This window comes from Streptomyces prunicolor NBRC 13075 (genome assembly GCF_000367365.1).
GTDB classification, from domain to species: Bacteria; Actinomycetota; Actinomycetes; order Streptomycetales; family Streptomycetaceae; genus Streptomyces; species Streptomyces prunicolor.
The window spans coordinates 194,481-217,363 of record NZ_BARF01000047.1 but is presented as its reverse complement, the minus strand read 5'-3'; the positions used below and the strand labels follow the sequence as shown (position 1 = coordinate 217,363).

At 69.5% G+C, this 22,883-nt stretch carries 17 protein-coding genes; 7 read left to right on the top strand and 10 right to left on the bottom strand.

Going from position 1 to position 22,883, the window contains the following annotated elements:
• Window positions 1-16 precede the first annotated feature (16 nt).
• The 6 genes from SPR02S_RS21160 to SPR02S_RS21135 all read right to left on the bottom strand — a co-directional run bounded on the left by SPR02S_RS21160 (window position 17) and on the right by SPR02S_RS21135 (window position 9,129).
• Complete coding sequence (locus SPR02S_RS21160) at window positions 17-1,885, bottom strand: LamG-like jellyroll fold domain-containing protein (protein WP_019058997.1); 1,869 nt, start codon at window positions 1,883-1,885, stop codon at window positions 17-19.
• Window positions 1,886-1,968: 83 nt separating this feature from the next.
• Window positions 1,969-4,890, bottom strand: a complete 2,922-nt coding sequence (locus SPR02S_RS21155) for a glycoside hydrolase family 2 TIM barrel-domain containing protein (protein WP_019058996.1) — start codon at window positions 4,888-4,890, stop codon at window positions 1,969-1,971.
• Window positions 4,890-5,753 (bottom strand): carbohydrate ABC transporter permease, encoded by an 864-nt coding sequence (locus tag SPR02S_RS21150; protein ID WP_019058995.1) that lies wholly within the window; start codon window positions 5,751-5,753, stop codon window positions 4,890-4,892. Before SPR02S_RS21150 ends, SPR02S_RS21155 begins: the two co-directional genes overlap by 1 nt.
• A 13-nt stretch (window positions 5,754-5,766) precedes the next feature.
• Window positions 5,767-6,726, bottom strand: coding sequence for a carbohydrate ABC transporter permease (locus SPR02S_RS21145; protein WP_019058994.1), 960 nt, complete (start codon window positions 6,724-6,726; stop codon window positions 5,767-5,769).
• Entirely contained in the window at window positions 6,726-8,012 is a 1,287-nt protein-coding gene (locus SPR02S_RS21140) for an ABC transporter substrate-binding protein (RefSeq protein WP_019058993.1), read from the bottom strand. The genes SPR02S_RS21145 and SPR02S_RS21140 overlap by 1 nt, the downstream gene beginning before the upstream one ends.
• A 100-nt stretch (window positions 8,013-8,112) precedes the next feature.
• Complete coding sequence (locus SPR02S_RS21135) at window positions 8,113-9,129, bottom strand: carbohydrate kinase family protein (protein ID WP_019058992.1); 1,017 nt, start codon at window positions 9,127-9,129, stop codon at window positions 8,113-8,115.
• Window positions 9,130-9,279: 150 nt separating this feature from the next.
• Between SPR02S_RS21135 and SPR02S_RS21130 the strand changes: the two genes are divergently transcribed.
• The 4 genes from SPR02S_RS21130 to SPR02S_RS21115 all read left to right on the top strand — a co-directional run bounded on the left by SPR02S_RS21130 (window position 9,280) and on the right by SPR02S_RS21115 (window position 15,914).
• Window positions 9,280-10,044, top strand: coding sequence for a DeoR/GlpR family DNA-binding transcription regulator (locus tag SPR02S_RS21130; protein WP_019058991.1), 765 nt, complete (start codon window positions 9,280-9,282; stop codon window positions 10,042-10,044).
• Complete coding sequence (locus tag SPR02S_RS21125; RefSeq protein ID WP_019058990.1) at window positions 10,041-11,378, top strand: 6-phospho-beta-glucosidase; 1,338 nt, start codon at window positions 10,041-10,043, stop codon at window positions 11,376-11,378. The genes SPR02S_RS21130 and SPR02S_RS21125 overlap by 4 nt, the downstream gene beginning before the upstream one ends.
• 134 nt (window positions 11,379-11,512) lie before the next feature.
• Window positions 11,513-14,572, top strand: coding sequence for an alpha-mannosidase (locus SPR02S_RS21120; protein WP_019058989.1), 3,060 nt, complete (start codon window positions 11,513-11,515; stop codon window positions 14,570-14,572).
• A 91-nt stretch (window positions 14,573-14,663) separates the two neighbouring features.
• Window positions 14,664-15,914 carry an alpha-L-fucosidase gene (locus tag SPR02S_RS21115; protein ID WP_019058988.1) on the top strand — a complete coding sequence of 417 codons (1,251 nt, stop codon included), beginning with the start codon at window positions 14,664-14,666 and terminating at the stop codon, window positions 15,912-15,914.
• Window positions 15,915-15,991: 77 nt separating this feature from the next.
• Here the strand turns inward: SPR02S_RS21115 and SPR02S_RS21110 are convergent, their stop codons facing one another.
• Both SPR02S_RS21110 and SPR02S_RS21105 read right to left on the bottom strand, forming a co-directional pair.
• On the bottom strand, window positions 15,992-17,677 hold the full coding sequence (locus SPR02S_RS21110; RefSeq protein ID WP_019058987.1) for a carbohydrate binding domain-containing protein: 1,686 nt from the start codon (window positions 17,675-17,677) through the stop codon (window positions 15,992-15,994).
• Between the two features lie 139 nt (window positions 17,678-17,816).
• Complete coding sequence (locus SPR02S_RS21105; protein ID WP_019058986.1) at window positions 17,817-18,971, bottom strand: ATP-grasp domain-containing protein; 1,155 nt, start codon at window positions 18,969-18,971, stop codon at window positions 17,817-17,819.
• A gap of 304 nt (window positions 18,972-19,275) precedes the next feature.
• Between SPR02S_RS21105 and SPR02S_RS21100 the strand changes: the two genes are divergently transcribed.
• Window positions 19,276-20,184, top strand: coding sequence for a metallophosphoesterase family protein (locus SPR02S_RS21100; protein ID WP_019058985.1), 909 nt, complete (start codon window positions 19,276-19,278; stop codon window positions 20,182-20,184).
• Window positions 20,132-20,854: a 4'-phosphopantetheinyl transferase family protein gene (locus tag SPR02S_RS21095; protein WP_019058984.1), complete on the top strand. Its 723-nt coding sequence runs from the start codon at window positions 20,132-20,134 to the stop codon at window positions 20,852-20,854. Before SPR02S_RS21100 ends, SPR02S_RS21095 begins: the two co-directional genes overlap by 53 nt.
• Here SPR02S_RS21095 and SPR02S_RS21090 read toward each other — a convergent pair.
• Complete coding sequence (locus tag SPR02S_RS21090; protein ID WP_019058983.1) at window positions 20,820-21,047, bottom strand: hypothetical protein; 228 nt, start codon at window positions 21,045-21,047, stop codon at window positions 20,820-20,822. The two genes, SPR02S_RS21095 and SPR02S_RS21090, sit on opposite strands and share 35 nt — an antisense overlap.
• A 218-nt stretch (window positions 21,048-21,265) precedes the next feature.
• Between SPR02S_RS21090 and SPR02S_RS21085 the strand changes: the two genes are divergently transcribed.
• Window positions 21,266-22,291, top strand: a complete 1,026-nt coding sequence (locus SPR02S_RS21085; protein WP_019058982.1) for an alpha/beta fold hydrolase — start codon at window positions 21,266-21,268, stop codon at window positions 22,289-22,291.
• Window positions 22,292-22,336: 45 nt separating this feature from the next.
• On the opposite strand, the gene SPR02S_RS21080 is transcribed toward SPR02S_RS21085, so the two are convergent.
• Window positions 22,337-22,876: a hypothetical protein gene (locus tag SPR02S_RS21080; protein ID WP_026150737.1), complete on the bottom strand. Its 540-nt coding sequence runs from the start codon at window positions 22,874-22,876 to the stop codon at window positions 22,337-22,339.
• Window positions 22,877-22,883 lie beyond the last annotated feature (7 nt).

Here is a 22,883-nt window from a genome sequence, read left to right as displayed (position 1 = left end):
GCCAGTGATCCATGAGTCAGTGGTTCATGAAGGAGGTGACGGGCAGCGCCCGTTCGACGATCCGGACGTCGCCGAGCCGGCCGTGCAGGATCTGGTCGATCTTCCCGGCGTACTCGTAACCGCCGAGCAGCCAGGGCAGGCCGACCGAGGTGAGGCCCACGGCGGTTGCCGTCGGATTGCGCACGACCGGGCAGCCCTCGACGTAGAGCGTGGTGTGCTTGCCGTCGTTGACGACGGCGAGGTGCCACCAGGTCTCCAGCGGGGTCTCCTGACCCCAGTTGCTGGCGATGCCCTCCTGGTTCAACGGCCGCACCGCCCACTGCGGTTCACGGTCGTTGGAGAGCGAGAGCGTGGCGAGGGGCTCGTCCGGGTCGTCCGCCGTCTTGCCCGCGGCGCCGCCCGTGCCGGTCCGACTGACCACCCCGGACCAGGCGTTGTGGTCGGGGTCCCAGTCGGCCGGCAGCCGGTAGAACACCTCAATCGTGTAACCCCGCTTGAACGTCACCGAGTTGAGCGGAGCCCCGTCGACCGTGCGCAGATACGCGCCCTTGAGCGGCGACTTGTAGCCCGTGAACTCCAGGCTGCCGTGGCCCGGTTGGTCGGGGTGGTGGTCCGAGGACCAGTTCAGGGTGGAGCCGCCGACCGTGACGAGGGTGAGGTCGTTGCCGCGCCCGGACTGGTCGCGGACCGTGCCGCTGACGGCCGTGGCGTCGGAGTGTCCGTCGAAGCGCCAGTACGCCACCGTGCCGGGGACGAGGAGCTTCGAGGCGGGCCGCGACGCACGCGCGGGCACGGGAGCGAAGCCGGAGAAGCGGTCCCCGAAGCCGATGTCGACGGTGAACCGGTCGGCGTCGCCGCTGAGTTCGATCTCCTGGCGCTCCAACTCGTTCAGGCCCTTTGCCGCCCGGCCCAGGATCCACGGGGAGACCGTCTCGACGTCGATGACCCCCCGGTCCAGGTCGAAGCGGTACAGGCGGATCATCGCGGCGCCGCCGAAGTAACGGTTCTGATAGTTCGTCAGGTGCAGGTGGACGTCATTGCCCGCCGCGTTCTTGCGCGTCGCCCGACCGGCGGGCCAGTAGTGCCCGTTGAGCGTGAGGAAGATCTGGTCGTGGTCCTCGATCAACTGGTCCCACAACTGCTGCCCGTAGTCCGACAGTTGGTCGTCCTCGACGACCAGCTCGTGCGTCGTAAGGATCACCGGAGTGTGCGGATGCTGAGCCAGAACGCTCTTGGCCCACGCGTACCCCTTCGCCGACAGCCGCCAGTCCAGCGCCAGCACCATCCACTCGCGGCCCGCCGCCTCGAAGAGGTGGTACGTGTTGTAGCCGTCGGCGGACGCGCCCCCGAACGTGCGCGCGCCCTTGAAGCGCCCCGGCCCGAACGTGTCCAGGTACGGCGACGAGCCGCGCTGGTCGTCGGTCGACGAGTTCACGTCGTGGTTGCCGGCCAGCACGCTGTACCCGACGCCCCGCCGGTCCAGCAGCCTGAACGCCTCGCCGATCGCGGCGAATTCGGGCTTCGCGCCGTTCTGTGTGAGGTCGCCCAGGTGGGACAGGAACACGATGTTCTCGTCCTTGCCGTGCTCCAGGAGATAGCGCAGCGAGGCCTCGATCGGCGCCTTGTCGATGCTCGGCCCGTCGAAGAGGTACTGGGTGTCCGGCATCACCGCGAGGGTGAAGCGCCGGCTGTCGGTGTCGGGGCGCCAACTCGCCTTCACAGAAGCCGAGGTGGGGGCCGCCTCGGCGGCGGTCGGGAGTGTGACGCCGGCCGTGGCGGCGGCGCCGAGCAGCGCCGTCGCCCGCAGGAAACTGCGCCGTCCGGCACCGGCCTGGGCTGTCGCGACCTGCTCGTGGTCGTGCTCGTGCTCATGCGAAGTACACATGTGTGCTCCGTGGATAAGTGCCCGCGAAAGCGGGGGAGTTCAAGGCTGGGATTCGGAAGCCGCGGATTCGGAAGCCGCGGATTTCAGAGAACGCGCAGGGTCCAGCTCCAGCGATGGACACCCGGTGCGACGAGATACTCCGCCGACGTGTCGGGACCGCACGAGGCCGTGCCCAACCCTCGGTGCACCGCATCGAGTTGCACCACACAGGACGCGCGCGGCACCAGTTCGTCGTGATGCCGTACGGCGGTCAGGTCCTCGGCGCGATGGCGGGTCACCGAGACCTGGCGGGGCTCGTCGAGGTCGACCGCGAGACCGGTGGCGTCCGGCGCCGACAGCGTGAACCGCCGTACCCCGTGTCGGCCGCCGCTCTCCTGCGGTCGCAGATACGGAGTGAACAACTCGTCGACGGGAACCGAGTGGTGGCCCACGGGCGCGCCCGTGCTGCGGTCGGGGTACGACTCCCAGGGACCCCGGCCGAACCACTCCAGCAGATCAAGACCCGGCACCGTCTCGAACACGGTCCCCACCCGGGCCACGTCGACGAACTCCTCGGGCAGCTCGGCCGATTCCTCGACCAGCACCCCGCCCTCCACCGGCGTGAACACCTGACAGTGCCGGACCACACCGACAGCCCCGGCGTACTCGGCGACCGTCGTCACCCGCTCGCCGTCACGCCGCACTGAAACAACCTTTCGGACCAGCGAGTCGAGCCCCCAGGTCCGCCAGCGCGCCGCCATACCGCCCAACTCGTCGTTGTCGGTGGGCGCCCGCCACAGGGACAGGGTCGGGGCGAGAGTCAACAGCGGGTGGATCAACAGGCCTTCGCCGTCGACCTCGACCCGGCCACCGCCAACCACCGTCGGCGGCACGGGAGTTGCCGCCCGTAGCCGGACCTGGGGTGCGCACACGTCCGTGCCGCGTGGCGCCCACGGCTGGTCCTCGGCCGTCGTCACGCGCAGCGTCAGCCAGGCCTCGCCGCCGTCCTCCGGCAGCTCGAACGGCAGCGGCACGGCCACCGTCTCGCCCGGGCACAGGGCGGGCAGTTCGGCCGGAGCGGTCAGCGTACGACCGTCCGCGAGCGCCAACTCCCAAGTCCCGGACAGCCATTCGAGGCCCCGGAAGTGCTGGTGGTTGCCGAGGACGATGCCCTCGTGCCGGAAGCTCTCGATGCGCACCGGCGCCGCGATCTCCCGGTGCTCGAACATGACCGGCTTGGGCGTGCGGTCGGGAAACACCACGCCGTCCGCGATGAACGCGCCGTCGTGGATCGACTCGCCGAAGTCACCGCCGTACGCCCAGCGTTGACCGGGCGCGGCGACACCGTTGTCATACAGTCCGGCACCCGCGCGGCCGGTGGGTCTTCCGTCGCTCACACGTTGCAGGATCCCGTGGTCCCAGAACTCCCAGATGAAGCCGCCCTGAAGACCCGGGGTTGACTCGATGGCGGCCCAGTGGGCCGCGAGGGTTCCGTTGCTGTTGCCCATCGCGTGCGAGTACTCGCACTGGATCAACGGCTTGGTCTGCTCGCCGGACAGGGCGTGCGCGACACAGTCCTCCAGCGGCGCGTACATCGGGCACGCGATGTCGGAGGCGAGGTCCGGGTCGGCCCAGCCGCGCTTGGCCGCGCCCTCGTATTGGACCGGTCTAGTGGGGTCGTGGCGCCGGACCCAGCCGGCCGCCGCATCGTGGTTGGCGCCGTAGTCGGACTCGTTGCCGAGCGACCAGATGATGACGGAGGGGTGGTTCTTGTCGCGCAGCACCATCCTCGACACCCGGTCCACGAACGCGTTCAGATAGCGCGGGTCGTCCGCGATCTCGTGCGCGTGGTCGTGCGACTCGATGTCCGCCTCGTCGACGACGTAGAAACCCAGCTCGTCGGCGAGGTCGTAGAGCGCCGGGTCGTTCGGGTAGTGCGCGGTGCGGACCGCGTTGAAACCGAACCGCTTCAGCAGCACCAGATCCGCGCGCATGTCGTCGTACGACACCGTGCGGCCGGTCAGCGGATGGAAGTCGTGCCGGTTGACGCCGCGGATGTACACGCGCTCGCCGTTGACGAGCAGGTCCCGCCCGACGATCTGCACGTCACGGAAACCGATGCGCCGGTACGACGAGTCGGCGACCGTTCCGTCGGCGCGGTGCAGGCGGACGGTGAGGCCGTAGAGCTCGGGTGTCTCGGCGTTCCAGGTGCGGACCTCGGGCACCGTGGCGCGCATGCGGGCCTCGCCGAGGAAGTCGGAGACCCGGTCGTCCTCGGCGTTGAACCGGTCGAACTCCTCGTCCTGGGTGAGGAGTTGACCGTCGAGATCACCGCTGACCCACCACCCGGCGGGCAGCGCGCCGCCCGCGTTCCGCACCTGGCAGTCGACCCGCAGCTCGCCGTCGTAGGACGCCCGCACGGTCACGTCCGCGAGATACAGCGGATCGATCGCGTACAGCAACACGGAGCGCGTGATGCCCCCGTGCCACCACTGGTCCTGGTCCTCGATGTGCGAGGAGTCCGACCACTTGACGACGGTCAGCCGTACGGTGGCCCGCGCGCCGGGACGTACGACGCCTGAGAGGTCGAACTCGGCGGCGAGGTGGGAGTCCTTGGAGATGCCGACGGGCCGCCCGTTCACGTGCACGAGCAGCACGCTCTCGGCGGCCCCGATCTGGAGCACGATCCGCCGCCCGGCCCAGTCCGCCGGGACGTCGATCTCACGCTCGTACACGCCCGTCGGATTGGCCGCGGGCGACAGTGGAGGGAATTCTGCATACGGCATACGGACGTTCGTGTACTGCGGAAGGTCGTCCGTATCCTGCATGGTCCATACGCCCGGCACGTATGCGGACGACCAGGCGTCCGCCAAGGGCGCGTCCGGCGCCGGCAGCAGCTGAAAGCGCCAGTCGCCGTCGAGGGACACGGCACCGGCGCGGCGGTCGACGGCGGACATGGGCAACCGCCCCCAGGAGGTCACCTCGGGTGACTCCCAGGGGCGGAGCGCGAAGAGCGGGTCGGTCATCAGCGGATGGCTCCCTTGCCGAGGTCGCCGATGATCTGCTTGGCGCCGACCGCGAACACGATCAGCAGGGGGACGAGGGCGAGGAGCGCGCCGGTCATGACCATTCCGTAGTCGGTGGTGCCGTGGGTGCCGTTGAGCTGGGACAGGGCCACCTGGAGGGTGACGTTGTTCGGGTTGGTGAGGGCGATCAGGGGCCAGGCGTAGTCGTTCCACTGGCCCATGAAGGTGAAGATGCCCAGGAAGGCGAGGCCCGGGCGGACCACCGGGAGGGCCACGTGCCAGTACTGGCGCAGGAAGTTCGCGCCGTCGATGCGGGAGGCGTCGAGGAGTTCGTCGTGGATCGCGCTCTTCATGTACTGGCGCATCCAGAAGATGCCGAACGCGTTGGCCGCCGCCGGCACGATCAGCGCGGTCATCGAGCCGATCCAGCCCAGCTTCGCCATGATGACGAACTGCGGGATGGCCGCGAGCTGCGCCGGCACCATGAAGATGACCATGAGCAGCGCGAACAGCACGTTCTTGCCGGGGAATTGGAACTTGGCGAAGACGAACGCGGCCAGTGAGTCGAAGAACAGGACCAGGAAGGTCACCGACCCCGCCACGAGTACCGAGTTGAACATCGAGCCGAAGAAGTCGATGTTGTCGAAGAGGCTGCGCACGTTCTCCAGGAAGTGCGTGCCCGGCAGCAGCTTCGGCGGGTAGGAGAAGATCTCCGACGAGGTGTGCGTCGACATGATCACGGCCCAGTAGAACGGGAAGGCCGAGAGCAACACGCCCAGGATCAGGGATACATGGAGGGCGATGCCGCGCTTCCGGGTGCCCCGGATGGCCTTCGGTCGCCGTGTGCCTTGAAGGAATGCCATGGTGACCGACTCCCTAGTCTTCGCCCCGGCGCTGCACCAGGCGCCAGTTGACGATGGAGAAGATGATGACGACGAGGAAGATGCCCCAGGCCACGGCGGCGCCGTAACCGAAGTCGTTGTTGTCGAAGGTCTGTTGGAAGAAGTACAGGACCATCGTCTGGCCGGAGTGGCCCGGACCGCCCGCGAACGTCGAGTCGTTGGAGGTGTTCTGCAGCAGTACCTGTGGTTCGGAGAAGCTCTGCAGACCGGTGACCGTCGAGATGACGAGCACGAACAGCAGTACCGGCCGCATCATCGGCAGCGTGATCCGGAAGAAGGTTTGGACCGGTCCAGCGCCGTCCATCCGGGCCGCCTCGTACACCTCGCTCGGGATGGTCTGCAGACCGGCGAGGAAGATGATCGCGTTGTAGCCGGTCCACTGCCAGGTCATCAGCGTCGCGATCGCGATCTTGATGCCCCACGGGGTGTTCAGCCAGGCGATCTGGTCGATGCCCACCGCCTGCAACAGGGCGTTCACCAGGCCGAAGTTGGTGGAGAACACCGAGCCGAAGACGATCGCGATGGCCACCACCGAGGTGACGTTCGGGAGGAAGTAGGCGAAGCGGTACACGTTCTTGAAGCGGACCGCCGAGTTGAGCATCACGGCCGTGATCATCGCGAGGAAGATCATGGGGAACGTCGCCAGCGCCCAGATGATGAGGGTGTTGCCGATCGAGTTCCAGAAGTCGGTGTCGCTCAGCAGGTACTTGTACTGCGACAGACCCGCCCACTCCATGGAGCCGAGGCCGTCCCAGCGGTGCAGGGAGAGGTAGAACGAGAAGCCGACGGGGATCAACCCGAAGCAGAGGAACAGCAGATAGAACGGGGAGATCGCGGCATACAGATGCCAGTACTTGCGGAAGCCGTTCTTGGGCCGCGAGGAGGCGGACGAACTGTCCACGGCGGCAGGGGGCTTGTCCAGTGCGGTGGCCATCAGTAGCTCACCCCCAGGTGGTCCGCGATGCGCCGGCACTTGCTCATGGCGTCACTCCAGGCCTTCTTGGGGTCCTTGCCGAGGACACCGACGTTCTTGATCTCGTCCTTGAGGGGCTGCCCGAGCGCGCTGTCGAACGGGCTGTTGTAGGCGACCGTGATCCTCTGCGCGGCCGGCCCGAAGACGTCCATCGTGTCCTGGCCGCCGAAGAACGGGTCCGCGACCCGCACCGTCTTGAGGTCGTACGAGGCGGGAGTGGAGGGGAACAGGCCCGCGTCGACGAACCCCTGGGCCTGGTTGGCCGCGTTCAGGATCCAGGTGATGATCTCGAAGGCCCGCTCGGGCTCCCGGCACGCCTTCGTGATCGACAGGAACGAACCGCCGTTGTTGGCCGGCCGCACCGGCATCTGGGCAACTCGCCATCGCCCCTTGGTCTTTGGTACGCCCGTCTTGATGTCGCTGGTCGCCCAGGAGGCGTTGAGCTGGCTGGGCAGCTTGCCGTCCTGTTCGGCCGAGAGCGCGTCCGGTGTGCCGCTGACCAGATCCGAGACGATCTTGCGCTGCTTGGCCTCCACCGCCAACGCCCAGGCGTTGCGCACGTGTTCCTGGTCGCCGATGAAGTGACGGTCCTTGTCGACGTACCGCTTGGAGCCCTGGTTCACCACGTTCTCGAAGATGCTGTTGACGTCGGTGACCAGCGAGGTCCCGGGAATCCGCTTCTTCAGCTGCTCGCCCGCCGCGAAGAACTTCTCCCAGGTGTTCAACTCCCGTGACACGTCTGCCGGTTCGTACGGCAGACCGGCCTTGCGGAACACGGCGAACTGGTAGAAGTGCGCCACCGGACCGCAGTCGATGGGGAAGCCGACCATCGTGCCGTCGTCGGCGATGCCCTGCTCCCATTTCCACTTCAGGTACTGGCTCTTGTACTTGTCCGCGCCGAGTGTCCTGAGGTCCACGAACTGGTCGGCGTTGGGCAGATAGGACGCCATGTCCTCGCCCTTGAGGCCGGCGATGTCGGGGATGTGGGCCTTGCCGGCCATCGTGGTGATCAGCTTGGACCGGTAGTAGCCGCCGATCTTGATCGCCTGGAGGTCGACCGTACTGTCGTAACGCGCCTTGGCGTTCTTGACGACCGTGTCGCCGAGGCCGCCGTCCCAGTACCACAGGACCATGTTCCGGCCGGTGGAACCGGTCGGTACGGCGCAGCCGGACGTCAGGCCGCCGAGCGCCGTGGCGGCCGTACCGGCCAGGCCCGCACGGAGCAGGCCTCTTCGTGAGAGCCGCACAGCTCCCACCGCCTTTCGGATCTGTTCGATCTGTTCGGGTCGTGCATACGAGGGACTCAAGTGGGGGGACTTGCAAGGGACTTGAGATGCGGGAGGGGGGCTACTGCGGTACGGGGGGAGTGACGGGCGCGTAGGCGACAGGCGGGCCGGGGTCCGCCGGGATCCTGTCGACGAGGAAGCCGTATGCACGCCGCAGTTCCGGATCGCGGACTGTATGCAGCCAACGGTCGACGCCGTACCAGCCGGGTGCCGCCAGCGCGCCGCCGTGGTGCTGGACGGACAGCCCGGCCGCGAGCACCGCGAACCGCAGCCGTTCCTCCAGCGGCCAGCCGCCGAGCGAGGCCGCGACGAAGCTCGCGCCGAACACGTCACCGGCGCCCGTCGCGTCCAGGACGTCGACGGCCAGGGCCGGGACCTCCGCGTACTCGCCGGTCGTCTGGTCGACGGCGATCGCCCCGTCCCCGCCCCGCGTGATCACCGTGACCGGCACCAGTTCGGTGAGGATGCCGAGCGCCGCGACCGCGCTGTCGGTACGGGTGTAGGCCATCGCCTCGGCCTCGTTCGGGAGGAAGGCGTGGCACAGGGCGAGCTGGTCGAGCAGGTCGCGGGACCACTGCTCGGTGGGGTCCCAGCCGACATCGGCGAAGATCTGCGTGCCGTTCGCGGAGGCCTTGGCGAGCCAGCCGCGCGGCTCGGCCTCCAGGTGCACCAGCGCGGTCCGCGCCTCGGGCGGGTCGCCCATCAGCACGTCCTGCGAGTACGGCGGTTCCTGGCCGTGGGTGACCAGCGCCCGGTCGTCGCCGTGCGCGAGCGAGACGGTGACGGGAGTGTGCCAGCCGTTCGCGGTGCGGGACAGGGAGAGGTCGACGCCCTCCTGGCCGGCGAGGACCTCATGGCAGTACGCGCCGTAGAAGTCGTCGCCGAAGACCGTGGCCAGGGAGGTCTTCAGGCCGAAGCGGGACGCGGCGACCGCGAGGTTCGCGATGCCGCCGGGGCCGCAGCCCATGCCGGCCGTCCAGATCTCCTCGCCCGGCGTCGGCGGCTGCCCCAGACCCGTGAGGACGAGGTCGTAGAAGAGCAGCCCGGTCAGCAGCACATCGGGCCGGGGGTCGTCCACGCGCGCATCCTCTCGTCGGCACGTCGTCTGGAGAGTCGTCAAAACTCTTCATTTCGGTGACCGGAATCGTGCGCTGCTCGACGAGATTGGTCAATACCCAAGCAGAACTGAGCATAGAAATGATTGAAGATGACGAGTAGTGTTCGCGACGTGCTGGCAGAACGACGACATCAACTCATCCTGCGGGCCCTGCGCTCAGGGGGCCCCGCGGCCGTGACCGATCTCTCCGAGCAGCTGGGTGTGAGCCCCGCCACTATCAGGCGCGATCTGCTCAAACTGGAGGAGGACGGACTGCTCACGCGCGTCCACGGCGGTGCCGTGGCCGACGAGGGCGACCAGCCCTTCGCCGAGGTCGCCGAGGTGCGGGTGGCCGAGAAGGACGCGATAGCCGCGCGCGCCGCCGCCATGGTCGCGGACGGCCAGTCGGTCCTCCTCGACATCGGCACCACCGCCTACCGGCTGGCCCGCCAGCTGCACGGCCGCCGGCTCACCGTGATCACCAGCAACCTCGTGGTCTACGAGGAGCTGGCCGACGACGAGGGCATCGAACTGGTGCTGCTCGGCGGCATGGTCCGGCGCGAGTACCGCTCCCTGGTGGGCTTCCTCACCGAGGACAACCTGCGCCAGCTGCACGCCGACTGGCTCTTCCTCGGCACCAGCGGAGTGCGGCCCGGCGGCCAGGTGATGGACACGACGGTCGTCGAGGTGCCGGTCAAACGAGCCATGATCAAGGCCGCCGACAAGGTCGTGCTGCTCGCCGACGCGCAGAAGTTCCCGGGGACGGGGATGGCGAAGGTGTGCGGTCCCGAGGACCTGGACGCGGTGGTGACGAACGCCCCGGTCGACCCGGTGACCCGTTCCTCCCTGGAGGAAGCGGGCGTCGAGGTCGTCGTGGCAGGAAAGGTGAAAGCGTGAAGCTGACGATTCTGGGCGGCGGCGGGTTCCGGGTGCCGCTCGTGTACGGGGCACTCCTGACGGACCGCGGCGAGGGCCGGGTCACCGAGGTGGTGTTGCATGACCTCGACGACAGTCGACTGTATGCGGTCGCCCGTGTACTGGCCGAACAGGCCGCCACCGTGCCCGACGCCCCCACCGTCACCGCCACCACGGACCTCGACGAGGCCCTGCGAGGCGCCGACTTCATCTTCTCCGCGATCCGCGTCGGCGGCCTGGAGGGACGGGCCAACGACGAGCGGGTGGCCCTCGCGCAGGGCGTCCTCGGCCAGGAGACGGTCGGCGCCGGCGGTATTGCCTATGGTCTACGAACCGTCCCTGTCGCCGTCGACATCGCCCAGCGCGTGGCCCGCCTCGCCCCCGACGCCTGGGTCATCAACTTCACCAACCCGGCGGGCCTGGTCACCGAGGCCATGTCCCGCCACCTCGGCGACCGCGTCATCGGCATCTGCGACTCCCCGGTCGGCCTCGGCCGCCGTATCGCCACGGTCCTCGGCGCGAACCCGCGCGAGGCCTTCATCGACTACGTCGGCCTCAACCACCTCGGCTGGGTACGAGGCCTGCGCGTCGCAGGCCGCGACGAACTCCCGCGCCTGCTCGCCGACCCGGACCTGCTCGGCTCCTTCGAGGAGGGCAAGCTCTTCGGCACCGACTGGCTCCAGTCGCTCGGCGCCATCCCGAACGAGTACCTGCACTACTACTACTTCAACCGCGAGACCGTCCGCGCCTACAGCGAGGTCGAGAAGACCCGCGGCGCGTTCCTGCGCGACCAACAGGCCCAGTTCTACGACGAGATGAAGCGCCCCGACACCGCCGCGCTGACCGCCTGGGACCGCACCCGCGCCGAGCGCGAGGCGACCTACATGGCGGAGAACCGGGAGACGGCCGGCGCCGGTGAACGGGACGCCGACGACCTCTCCGGCGGGTACGAGAAGGTCGCCCTCGCCCTGATGCGGGCCATCGCCCGCGACGAGCGCACCACCCTGATCCTCAACGTGCGCAACCAGGGCGCGCTGTCCGTCCTCGACACGGACGCCGTCATCGAGGTGCCGTGCCTGGTCGACGCCAACGGCGCCCACCCCGTCGCCGTGGCCCCGCTGCCCGACCACGCCACCGGTCTGGTCTGCGCGGTCAAGGGCGTCGAGCGCGAGGTCCTCGCGGCGGCCGAGAACGGCTCCCGTACGACGGCGGTGAAGGCCTTCGCGCTGCACCCGCTGGTCGACTCCGTGAACGTCGCGCGCCGACTGGTCGAGGGCTACACCGAGGTCCACCCGGGCCTGGCGTACCTTAAGTAGGCACTCTTCAGTAAGCGCTTTCCCCAAGTTCACGACAGCATCCCCAGTTCGCGACCGTACCCCGAGTCCTCCGCAGCGAGTTCTCGACAGTTCCCCAAGTTCTCAGCAGCTCCCTGGTTCCCTGGAGACCTCCCATGCACGACGAACGCAGCCGGATCGAGGAGCGCGTCCAGCGCGCCCATGACCAGCGCATCAAGCCGGCGATCTACGCGGCCACCGCGCCCTTCACGGTCGAGGCCTGGCAGGCGCCCGGTGAGCCCGTTCCCTTCGAGGAGGCCGCGGCGGCGCTGTATGCGCCCTTCGCGATGGACACCCCGTGGGGTCCGCCCTGGGGCACCACCTGGTTCCGGATGCGCGGACAGGTGCCGGAGGAGTGGGCCGGGAAGCGCGTCGAGGCCGTCATCGACCTCGGCTTCGTCGGCGACTGGCCCGGCAACCAGGCCGAGGCCCTGGTCCACCTCGCCGACGGGACGCCGCTGAAGGCGGTCAACCCGCTCAACCAGTACGTGGCGATCGCCAACCCGGCGACCGGCGGCGAGGTGATCGACTACCTGGTCGAGGCGGCCTCCAACCCCGACATCCTCGCCAACAACTTCTCGGAGCCGACACCCCTCGGCGATGTACTGACGGCAGGCGACCGTCCACTGTACACATTCCGCCGCGCCGACCTCGCCGTCCTCGACGAGGAGGTCTTCCACCTCGACCTCGACGTCCAGGTGCTGCGCGAACTGATGCTGGAACTGGGCGAGCACGACCCCCGCCGGCACGAGATCATGCACGCCCTCGACCGCGCCCTGGACCTCCTCGACCTGGACGACGTCGCCGGTACGGCCGCCGACGTACGGGCCGCGCTGAAGCCCGTGCTGTCGAAGCCCGCCAACGCCAGCGCGCACGTCATCTCCGGTGTCGGGCACGCGCACATCGACTCGGCGTGGCTGTGGCCGATCCGCGAGACCAAGCGCAAGACGTCCCGCACCTTCTCGAACGTGACGTCCCTGGCCGACGAGTACGAGGACTTCATCTTCGCCTGCTCGCAGGCCCAGCAGTACGAGTGGGTGCGCGACAACTACCCGCAGGTGTGGGCCCGCATCCAGGAGTCCGTCAAGCGCGGACAGTGGGCGCCGGTCGGCGGCATGTGGGTCGAGTCCGACGGCAACCTGCCCGGCGGCGAGGCCATCGCCCGCCAACTCGTGCACGGCAAGCGGTTCTTCATCGAGCACTTCGGCGTCGAGACCAAGGGCGTCTGGCTGCCCGACTCCTTCGGCTACAACGCGGCCTACCCGCAGCTCGCCAAGCTGGCGGGCAACGAGTGGTTCCTCACCCAGAAGATCTCCTGGAACCAGACCAACAAGTTCCCTCACCACACCTTCTGGTGGGAGGGCATCGACGGCACCCGCATCTTCACGCACTTCCCGCCGGTCGACACCTACAACGCCCGCTTCAGCGGCGAGGAGATGTCCCGCGCGGTCCGCAACTACCAGGAGAAGGGCAACGCCACCCGCTCCCTGGCCCCCTTCGGCTGGGGCGACGGCGGTGGCGGCCCGACCCGCGAGATCATGGAACGGGCGCGCAGGCTCGCCGACTTGGAGGGCTCGCCGAAGGTCGTCGTAGAGCACCCGGACGAGTTCTTCGCCAAGGCCCGCGCCGAGTACCCGGACGCCCCCGTCTGGGTCGGCGAGCTCTACCTGGAGCTCCACCGCGCCACCTACACCTCCCAGGCCCGCACCAAGCAGGGCAACCGGCGCAGCGAACACAAGCTGCGCGAGGCGGAGTTGTGGGCGACCACCGCCGCGCTGCACGCGCCGGGCTACGCGTACCCGTACGAGAAGCTCGACAAGCTGTGGAAGACGGTGCTGCTGCACCAGTTCCACGACATCCTGCCGGGCTCCTCGATCGCCTGGGTGCACCGCGAGGCCGAGGCCGAATACGCCCGCGTGGCAACGGAGTTGGAGGAGCTGACGGCAACGGCCGTGGCCGCGCTGGGCGGCGGCGGTACCCGCGTCTTCAACACCAGCCCCTACGACCGCGCCGAGGTCATCCGCACCGCGACCGGCGTCCCGATGTACGCGACGGTCCCCGCGAACGGCACCGCCCCGCTGGCCGCCGAGTACGTCCCGCAGGCAGTGACCGTCACCGACCGCGTCCTCGACAACGGCATCGTCCGCGTCGAACTCGCCGACGACGGCACCCTCGCCTCCGTGCGCGACCTGCGACACGGCGGCCGTGAAGTCCTCGCGGACCAGGGCAACTTGCTGCGCCTGCACACCGACCTCCCGAACTACTGGGACGCCTGGGACGTCGACAAGCACTACAAGAACCGCTTCACCGACCTCCTCGACGCCGACTCGATCACCGTCGTCGAGCAGGACCCGCTGCTCGGCGCGATCCGCGTGGAACGGTCCTTCGGCAAGGGCTCGAAGATCGTGCAGACGATCACCGTCCGCGCGGGCAGCGCCCGCATCGACTTCGAGACCGACATCGACTGGCACGAGGCCGAGAAGTTCCTCAAGGCCGGCTTCCCGGTGGACATCCGGGCGGCGCACTCCTCCGCCGAGATCCAGTTCGGCCACATCCAGCGGCCCACGCACACCAACACCAGCTGGGAGGCGGCCCGTTTCGAGGTCTCCGGCCACCGCTGGGTGCACCTCGCCGAGCCCGGCTACGGCGTCGCCGTCATCAACGACTCGACGTACGGCCACGACGTCTCCCGCACGGTCCGCGAGGACGGCGGCACGACGACCACGGTCCGCCTGAGCCTGGTTCGCGCCCCGCGCATCCCGGACCCGGGCGCCGACCAGGGCAGGCACCGCTTCGTCTACTCGCTGCTGCCCGGCGCGAGCATCGAGGACGCCGTCGCCGAGGGCTACGCCCTCAACCTCCCGCTGCGGGTGGCCGATTCGGGCGGCGCCCCGGAGCCGCTCGTCTCCGTCGACGGCGACGGCATCACCGTCGAGGCGGTCAAGCTCGCCGACGACGAGTCCGGCGACGTCGTGGTCCGCCTCTACGAGTCGAGCGGCGGCCGCGCCCAGGGCACACTGCGCACGGGCTTCGCCCTCGCCGGCGCGCGGATCACCGACCTGCTGGAGCGCCCGTTGGCGGACGAGGTCTCTGTCGACGGCGATTCGGTCGCCGTCGCCCTGCGGCCCTTCCAGATCCTGACGCTCCGTCTGCAGCGGGCGGGCGCGGGCCAGTAGCACCCGGGGGAGGGGCGGGACCGGCATCGGTGCCGCCGGGCCCGCCCCTCTTCATCTCCCAACTCGCCCTGTACGCAAAGGGAGTTCAGCCGTGACCGTGCAACCGTGGTTCACCGACGCCAAGTTGGGGATCTTCGTCCACTGGGGGATCTACGCCGTCGACGGCGTCCAGGAGTCCTGGTCGTTCTACGACGACATCGTGCCGCACGACCGGTACATGTCCCAGCTCGACCGCTTCACCGGCGCGAGGTACGAACCGCGCGCCTGGGCCGACCTGTTCGCCCGCGCCGGCGCCAGGTACGCCGTCCTGACGAGCCGTCACCACGACGGTGTCGCCCTGTGGGACACGGAGTTCGGTGAACTCGACCTCGGCAAGGACTACATCACCGGCTACGCCGACGCGCTCCGCGAACAGGGTCTGAAGGTCGGCCTCTACTACTCGCACTCCGACTGGAACCACCCCGACTACGCCACCACCCGCAAGCCGGGCCGCCCGCCGGAGCAGGAGGACAACCGCTACTCGGAGTGCTCGGCCGAGGACGAGGACCTCGAAGCCTGGGAGCGGTTCATCGTCTACCGGAACGGCCAGATACGGGAGTTGGCCTCCCGCTACCGGCCCGACCTGATGTGGTTCGACGGCGAGTGGGACCGCAGCGAGGAGCAGTGGCGCATCAAGGAACTCGCCGCGCTCATCCGCTCGTACTCGCCGGACGTCGTCTTCAACGCCCGCATGCTCAGCGAGGGCGACTACGCGACACCGGAGCAGGGCGCACCCGTCGAACCCCCGGACGGGCCCTGGGAGTTGTGCCTCACCATCAACGACTCGTGGGGGTACCAGCACCACGACGACAACCACAAGTCGCTGAGCCAGCTGGTGCGTTACTTCACGGAGACGATCGGCGGGGGCGGCAACCTCCTCCTCGACGTGGGCCCGATGGAGGACGGCACCATCCCGCAGCCGCAGGTCGAACGCCTCGAAGGCCTGGGGGAGTGGATCCGCAAGCACGCCGACGCCGTGTACGGCACGGTGCGCGGGCTCCCGGCCGGGCACCACTACGGGCCGAGCACCCTCTCCGCCGACCGGCGCACCCTCTATCTCACCCTGTACGACATCCCGCGCGCCGAGATCGGGGTCCGAGGGCTGGTCACCCCGGTCCGCCGTGTCACCGTGCTCGGCACCGGCACCGAACTCGCCCACCGGGTCGTCGGCGGACTGCACGAGGCCGTAGGGCAGTTGTGGATCGACCCGCCGCCCCTGGCCGACCTCGACCCGCTCGCCACGGTCCTCGCCGTGGAGCTGGACGGGGAGTTGGAGCTGTACCGGGGCTCGGGCCGTTTCTGACCGACGGAGCCGACCGTCGGGGCACACACCGAGGCGGCCGGCCCCCACGGGGGACCGGCCGCCAAGGGTGGGGGTCGTCAGCCGGTGAAACCGGCCGTGATGGAGGTGAACTGCCAGGTGTTCTGGCTGATGCCGGAGCAGTTGCTCACCACTCCGCCACCGGCGCACCCGCGGTCGCGGTTGACCGACCAGAAGGCGAGCCGGGCGATGTGGTGCGAGTTCGACCAGTCACGGATCTGCGTCCAGATGGCGGGAGTTGTGGTCTCCGACTGGTCCGACAGACCGTTCATGCCCGAGATGCCGATGTGCGAGTAGGCCGTCGCGTCGTCCCACCCGAAGGTGGACTTCAGCTTGGTCTTCAGGCCCTCGGCCGCGGCGACCGTGTTGCCGTACATGTCGGCGCCGCCGCCGAAGTCGAACGGCATGATGGTGAAGACGTCGATGCCGGCGTTGAGCGACTGCGCCTGCTCGATGAGCCGGTTGCCGTAGTACGTCGGGCCGGTCGTCGAGGTGCCGAAGGTGACGATCGTGCGCAGGCCCGGGTTGTTGGCCTTGACGGTCTTCAGCGCGGTCAGGATTTTCGCCTGCACGGCCTCGTTCTCGAACTCGTCCGAGTTCTCGATGTCCATGTCGATGGCCTTGAGGCCGTAGGCGGTGATCACCTTCTGCAGCGCCCCGGCGAGGGCGCTCGCCGAGGAGCAGTTGGCGCCGAGCTTGCTGCCCGACCAGCCGCCGAACGACGGCACGATGTCACCGCCGGCCGCACGGATCTGGTTGATGGCGGTCTGGTCGACGCCACCGGTCAGCGGGCGACTGCCGTCCCAACTCGGGTTGCAGCCACCGGAGTCGAGCACGAACGCCATCGTGAACCACTTGATGCCGGTCGCGCTCATCACCGTGCTCGGGCTCGGCGGATCGCCCCAGCCCTCGTAGAGATACGGCGCGGCCTGGGTGAACCCGGTGCCGCCGCCGGTGCCGGCACTCGTCGTGACGCTCACCGCGCCCGAGGCCGCCGAACTGTTCCCGGCCGCGTCGCGCGCCTTCACGGTGAACGTGTAGGCGGTGCTGGCCGCGAGCCCGGTGACCGTGCCGCTCGTACCGGAGACGCTGAGGACCTGGTTCGCACCGCTGTAGATGTCGTACGCCGTGACGCCCACGTTGTCCGTGGAGGCGCCCCACGACAGGGACACGGTCGACGACGTCTTGGCCGTGGAGGTCAGTGCGGTCGGCGCGGTCGGGGCCTGGGTGTCGCCACCGCCGCCACCGCCCGGGCCGTCGAGGCTGATGTCGTCCGCGTAGTAGGTGCCCTGCGCGTACCAGCCGTGGACGTAGATGGTGGCGCTGGTCTGCGAGGCGGTGGTGGTGAAGGACGTCGTCAGCTGGCTGTACGCCGACGGGGACGAAGTCCACGTCGAGGAACCGCCGTTGACACCGAGGTAGACATAACTGCCGCGCACCCAGCCGCTGAGCGAGTACGTCGTGCTCGGCTGCACGGCGACCGTCTGGGAGCACTGTGCGGTGTCGCTCGAACTCACCGCGCCCGCAAGGGCTTTGGTCCCGCCGTGCACGGGCGTGGAGACGACCGAGCCGAGGTTTCCGGTGCAGGACCAGGAGGAGAGACTGCCCGACTCGAAGCCGGGGTTGGTCAGGACGTTGGCCGCCTCCGCGGTGCCGGGCAACGCGATCGCCCCGGCCATGGCCAGGGCGGCGGTACCGAGCAGGGCGAGGAGCCGATGTCTGGAGCGTCTGAGTGTGTCGCGCACGCGATCTCCCTGAAGTAATGGGGGTGATTCGGGAGTGCAAGAGGGTGCGCAACCAAGTTGGTATGGACCAATCACGGTGTCAAGACATGCCGCCATGATTGGTCCAGACCGGTACGAAGTTGTGGTGCAGGCCCGGGAGTCAGGCGCGAGCGGCCGCCCGGCTGCCCGACTCGGAGGTCTCCGTCGCCGTCTCCACCGCATCCTGCGCGGGTACGGGCGCTGCCGCCGGGAGCAGGGGCTCCGACTCCTCCGCGCGCTGGTGCGGGAGCGACACCGGACGCAGCTGACGCGGGCCGGACACCACCGCGTAGTCCGCGCCCAGGAACGGCGGCTCCATCGCGCCCGGGTCCTCGCCGAGCGCCAACTGCACTGCCGCCCAAGGGGCGTTGACCCCGCACAGTGACAGCTGGTGCAGTCCGCCCGCGGGGCGGGTGTTGACGTCCATCAGCACCGGCTGGTCGCCGAACATGCGGAACTGGATGTTGGACAGGTAGTGCAGACCGAAGCCCTCCGCGATCCGGCGGGCGGGCTCCAGCCACTGCTCGTGCAGGGTGAAACCGCGACGGCGGCCGTTCTTCGTGCGGCCCACGGCGAGGCGGATCAGGTTGTCGGGACCGGTCAGGCAGTCCACCGACACCTCCGGCTCCTCCAGGCGCGGCATGACCAGCCAGTCGACCTGCTCGTCGGCCTGCTCCAGCGCCTCGACGACCGTGTCGAGCGGGACGTAGGGGCTCGGGAAGCCGTTGAGGTGCATGAGCGAGAAGGGGGCGCGCGTGATCACGCGGAAGCCCACCCCGCCCGCGCCGGAGGCCGGCTTGAAGCACGCCTTGTGTCCGGCGGCCTCCAACTCCTCGACGGCGGCGACGAGTTCGGGCGCCGTGCGCACCCGCCACCACGGCGGTACGGGCACGCCGATCGCCTGGACGGCCTCGTACGCGATCACCTTGTCGTGGAAGACGGCGACGGCCTCGGGGGTCGGCGCCAGCAGCGCCGTGCCCACCGCCGCGAAGTCCGCGCGGTGCGCCACGATCTCCGACTGGTGCAGCCGGGGCACGAACACGTCGATGCCGCGGCGGGCGCACTGGTCGAGGGCGTACTCGACGTACGCGGCCGGGGACAGGCCCTCGGGCTCCATGTCGGCGGTGTCGGCGGCGGCCAGTACGGGGGAGTCGGCGTCGCCGTGCGTGGCATGGATCTCGACGGCCCGGTCGCTGGGATTTCTCCGCAGCTGATCCATGAAGAACACGTTCTCCGCGTACGTGCGGTTGAGCCAGACGCGTACGCGAGAGACCATGCAGGGCCGTCCTTTCGGGTTCACGGGCACGGCGGAGCGAGGCCGTGCCCGGCCAGGGTGGTTGGAGGTACACCAAACCGCCCTCGGCGAAGGGGCGTTCGTGACGGTGGTGTTGGGGCGATCATACGGCGTTCGAAGGGTGCCGCGTGCAACGCCCATGTTACGGATTCCCAGATGGTGCCCACCCGCCGTGTGAACTCCCCTCGCGGCCCCGCGCTGACCGCCTCGTATGCCCCGGCCGTCTTGTCGCGGAACGGCGGCGTGTGATCTCGTGGACTCATTCGCGGGTACGGAGGGGGCGAGGGTGGAGTCGACGGCCGGCGGTGCCGGACAGCTGCTGGCCATCAGCGACCTGCACATCGGGTACGCCGAGAACCGCGCCCTGGTCGAGAACATGCGGCCCGTCACGGACGATGACTGGCTGATCGTGGCCGGTGACATCGCCGAGACCGTGGCCGACATCCGCTGGGTCCTCGAACTCCTCGCCGGCCGCTTCCGCAAGGTCCTGTGGGCCCCCGGAAACCACGAACTGTGGACCCACCCCAAGGACCCCGTCACCCTGCGCGGCGTCGCCCGCTACGACCATCTCGTCGCCCTGTGCCGGGAGTTGGGCGTGATCACACCCGAGGACCCCTACCCCGTCTGGGAGGGCCCCGGCGGCCCGGTGGTCGTAGCCCCGCTCTTCCTGCTCTACGACTACTCGTTCCTCCCGGCCGGCTGTTCGACCAAGGACGAGGGACTGACGTACGCGCACGGCACCGGCATCGTCTGCAACGACGAGTTCCTGCTGCACCCCGACCCCTACCCCAGCCGCGAGGCCTGGTGCCGGGCCCGGGTCGCCGCGACCGAACGCCGGCTCACCGAGATCCCCGACACCCTCCCCACGGTCCTGATCAACCACTACCCCCTGGACAGGCACCCCACAGAAGTCCTCTGGTACCCCGAGTTCGCCATGTGGTGCGGCACCACACTGACCGCCGACTGGCACCGCAGATTCCGCGTGGACACCATGGTCTACGGCCATCTCCACATCCCGCGGACCACCCACCACGAGGGGGTCCGCTTCGAAGAGGTGTCCGTGGGATACCCCCGCGAGTGGCAGAAGCGCCCGGAACCCCCGGGCCGACTGCGCCGCATCCTGCCGATGGAGGTCGGAACCGGTGATCGAGGAACTGCTCCCGGACTCCGTGGTGACCGTGGAGACACACGGTGACGAAGGGCTTCAGGACGCCCCGCTGTACCCCGAGGAAGAGGCCCGCGTGGCCCGCGCGGTGCCCAAGCGCCGCCGCGAGTTCACCGCCGTACGGGCCTGTGCCCGGCGAGCCATGGAGAAGCTCGGCGTGCCCCCGCAGCCGATCCTGCCCGGCGCCCACGGCGCACCGGCCTGGCCCGCCGGAGTCATCGGCAGCATGACCCACTGCGACGGCTACTGCGCCGCCGCACTGGCCCGCGCCGGCGACCTCGCCTCGCTCGGCATCGACGCCGAACCCCATGCACCGCTCCCGGACGGCGTCCTCACCGCCGTCTCCCTGCCCGCCGAACGGGGACGCCTGGCACGCCTGACGGCGGAGCGGCCCACCGTGCACTGGGACCGGCTCCTGTTCAGCGCCAAGGAGTCCGTCTACAAGGCGTGGTTCCCCCTCACCGGCAAGTGGCTGGACTTCTCCGAGGCCGACATCGACGTCTTCACCGACCCGGGCGAGGAAGCACGCGGCGGTCTCCGCGCCCGTCTCCTCGTCCCCGGCCCGGTCGTCGACGGCGAGCGCCTCGACGTCTTCGAGGGCCGCTGGACCGTCGGACGCGGACTGGTCGCCACGGCCATCACCGTCCCGCATCCCTCAACTCCCCTCACCCCTCCGGGCACCAGCTCTCCAGCAGCCTGAAGAACGCCTGCTCGTTTCCCGCGAGCCCGGCGTCCGTCAACGCCTGGTCCGCCTCGGCCAGTACGGAAGGCGGGACGAGGACCGGGCGAAGCGCGCCCGGTGGGCCGTCGAAGGCTGCTCGGACCGTGTGCAGCAGCCGTAGATAGGCCTGGACGGCGGCGCGCTCGCGGTCGGTCATCACTGCGGTCTGCATAGGACGGCTCTCCCCTGGTCGGTGTCATGCGCCCCCGCACGGCGGCGGCACGACTCCAGCTTGCCGGGTGCCACTGACAATGCCGTTGTGCCGGGCGCCGGTTCGCCCGCTTAGCGGAGGCGAAACGTCCTCGAAATCCCCGGTGGTACAGCGGCCCTACGCTGGAGGGAAGGGCTTTCGGCCGTCCGCGGGCGGCCAGGTGAACGGGAGGCGAGTGCGTGGAGGACGTCCCGGTACGGCGCCCGGCGCGCGCCGCACGACTGCGCTCGGTGGGTGCCGGAGAACTGGAGCTGCAGTACCGCGTCGTGCACGGATACCGCCGCGCCTTCCGCATGGCGGGCCAGGGCCCGGCGCTGGTCCTCATCCACGGCATCGGCGACTCCTCCGCCACCTGGACCGACCTCATCCCCGACCTCGCCCGCACCCACACGGTGATCGCCCCCGACCTCCTCGGCCACGGCGCCTCCGACAAACCGCGAGCGGACTACTCGGTCGCCGCCTACGCGAACGGCGTCCGCGATCTGCTCACCACGCTCGGCATCGAGTCCGCGACCCTGCTCGGCCACTCGCTGGGCGGGGGAGTGGCGATGCAGTTCGCCTACCAGTTCCCCGAGCGCACCGAACGCCTCGTCCTGGTCAGCGCGGGCGGCGTGGGCCGCGAGGTCAATCCGGTGCTACGGCTCGTCTCGCTCCCGGGCTCCCATCTGGCCCTGTCCGCACTGCGGTTGCCCGGCATGCGCCTCCAAGTCGGCCTCACGGTCGGGCTGTTGCGGCTCCTCGACACCGACCTCGGCCGGGACGCCCCCGAACTGCTCACCCTCGTCGACGCGTTGCCCGACGAGACCGCCCGCAACGCCTTCATCCGCACCCTGCGCGCGGTCGTCGACTGGCGCGGCCAGGTGGTCACCATGCTCGACCGCTGCTACCTGACCGAGGGCATGCCGACCATGCTGCTGTGGGGCGACCGGGACAGCGTGGTGCCGGTCCGGCACGCGTACGGTGCCCACGAGGCCATGCCCGGCAGCCGGTTGGAGATCTTCGAGGGCGCGGGACACTTCCCGTTCCACACCGACCCGGCCCGGTTCCTCACCCTGGTCGAGGAGTTCACCGGCACCACCACCCCCGCCCACTGGAGCCGCGAGCACTGGCGCGACCTCCTGTGCGAGGGCCGCCCCGGCGTCACCGCCCAGGGCGGAGCTACGGAACGGGACCTGCGGGAGGCGAGCGAACGCAGCGCCACGTGACCGACCGGCCGCCTGGTGAACAGGCAGGTGACTGGTCGTCACTTACTAGCTGCGTGGCCCCGGATACCCCAGCGACGCCTCGATCCGCCCCGCCAGATGGTCGTGCTGCGCAGGCCCCCTCAGGGACGAACCGGCAAGCCACGTACGGCACTTGCTGGCCAGCAGCAGGCCGAAGCTCTCGGCCTCCCGCTCGTCGGCGCGCTCGAATCCGCTGCGGGCGGCCACGTTGAGGACGGTCGCGCGCAGCGCCGCCTCGTCGACGGTGTCGGTCAGGAGCCGGGTGGCCACCGCGGCGCCCTCCAGGTGCGGGCCGCAGTGCCCGGCCTTCATGTGCCACAGCTCGTGGCCCAGGATCACCAACTGGTGGTCGGGTGCGGTGCGTTCCTCGATCACGACGAGATCCTGGTCGGCCATGTCGAGCCACAGTCCGCTGGCGGTGCCGGCCGGGAAGGCGGCCGTACGGAACTGGACCGGGCGGCCCCGGCGGCGGCTCATCGCGTCGCACAGCGCGCCATACACGTCGTGGGGGCGTGCGGGTGCGCCCAGGCTCAGCTCCGCGACCAACTCGCCGCACAGGCGGCGCATCTGCCGT

Coding starts and splice junctions, on each gene's coding strand:
- SPR02S_RS21090 (WP_019058983.1), bottom strand. CDS start 21,047: ATGCAGACCGCAGTGATGACCGACCGCGAGCGCGCCGCCGTCCAGGCC.
- SPR02S_RS21080 (WP_026150737.1), bottom strand. CDS start 22,876: ATGCGCCGCCTGTGCGGCGAGTTGGTCGCGGAGCTGAGCCTGGGCGCA.
- SPR02S_RS21155 (WP_019058996.1), bottom strand. CDS start 4,890: ATGACCGACCCGCTCTTCGCGCTCCGCCCCTGGGAGTCACCCGAGGTG.
- SPR02S_RS21120 (WP_019058989.1), top strand. CDS start 11,513: ATGCACGACGAACGCAGCCGGATCGAGGAGCGCGTCCAGCGCGCCCAT.
- SPR02S_RS21160 (WP_019058997.1), bottom strand. CDS start 1,885: ATGTGTACTTCGCATGAGCACGAGCACGACCACGAGCAGGTCGCGACA.
- SPR02S_RS21145 (WP_019058994.1), bottom strand. CDS start 6,726: ATGGCCACCGCACTGGACAAGCCCCCTGCCGCCGTGGACAGTTCGTCC.
- SPR02S_RS21150 (WP_019058995.1), bottom strand. CDS start 5,753: ATGGCATTCCTTCAAGGCACACGGCGACCGAAGGCCATCCGGGGCACC.
- SPR02S_RS21105 (WP_019058986.1), bottom strand. CDS start 18,971: ATGGTCTCTCGCGTACGCGTCTGGCTCAACCGCACGTACGCGGAGAAC.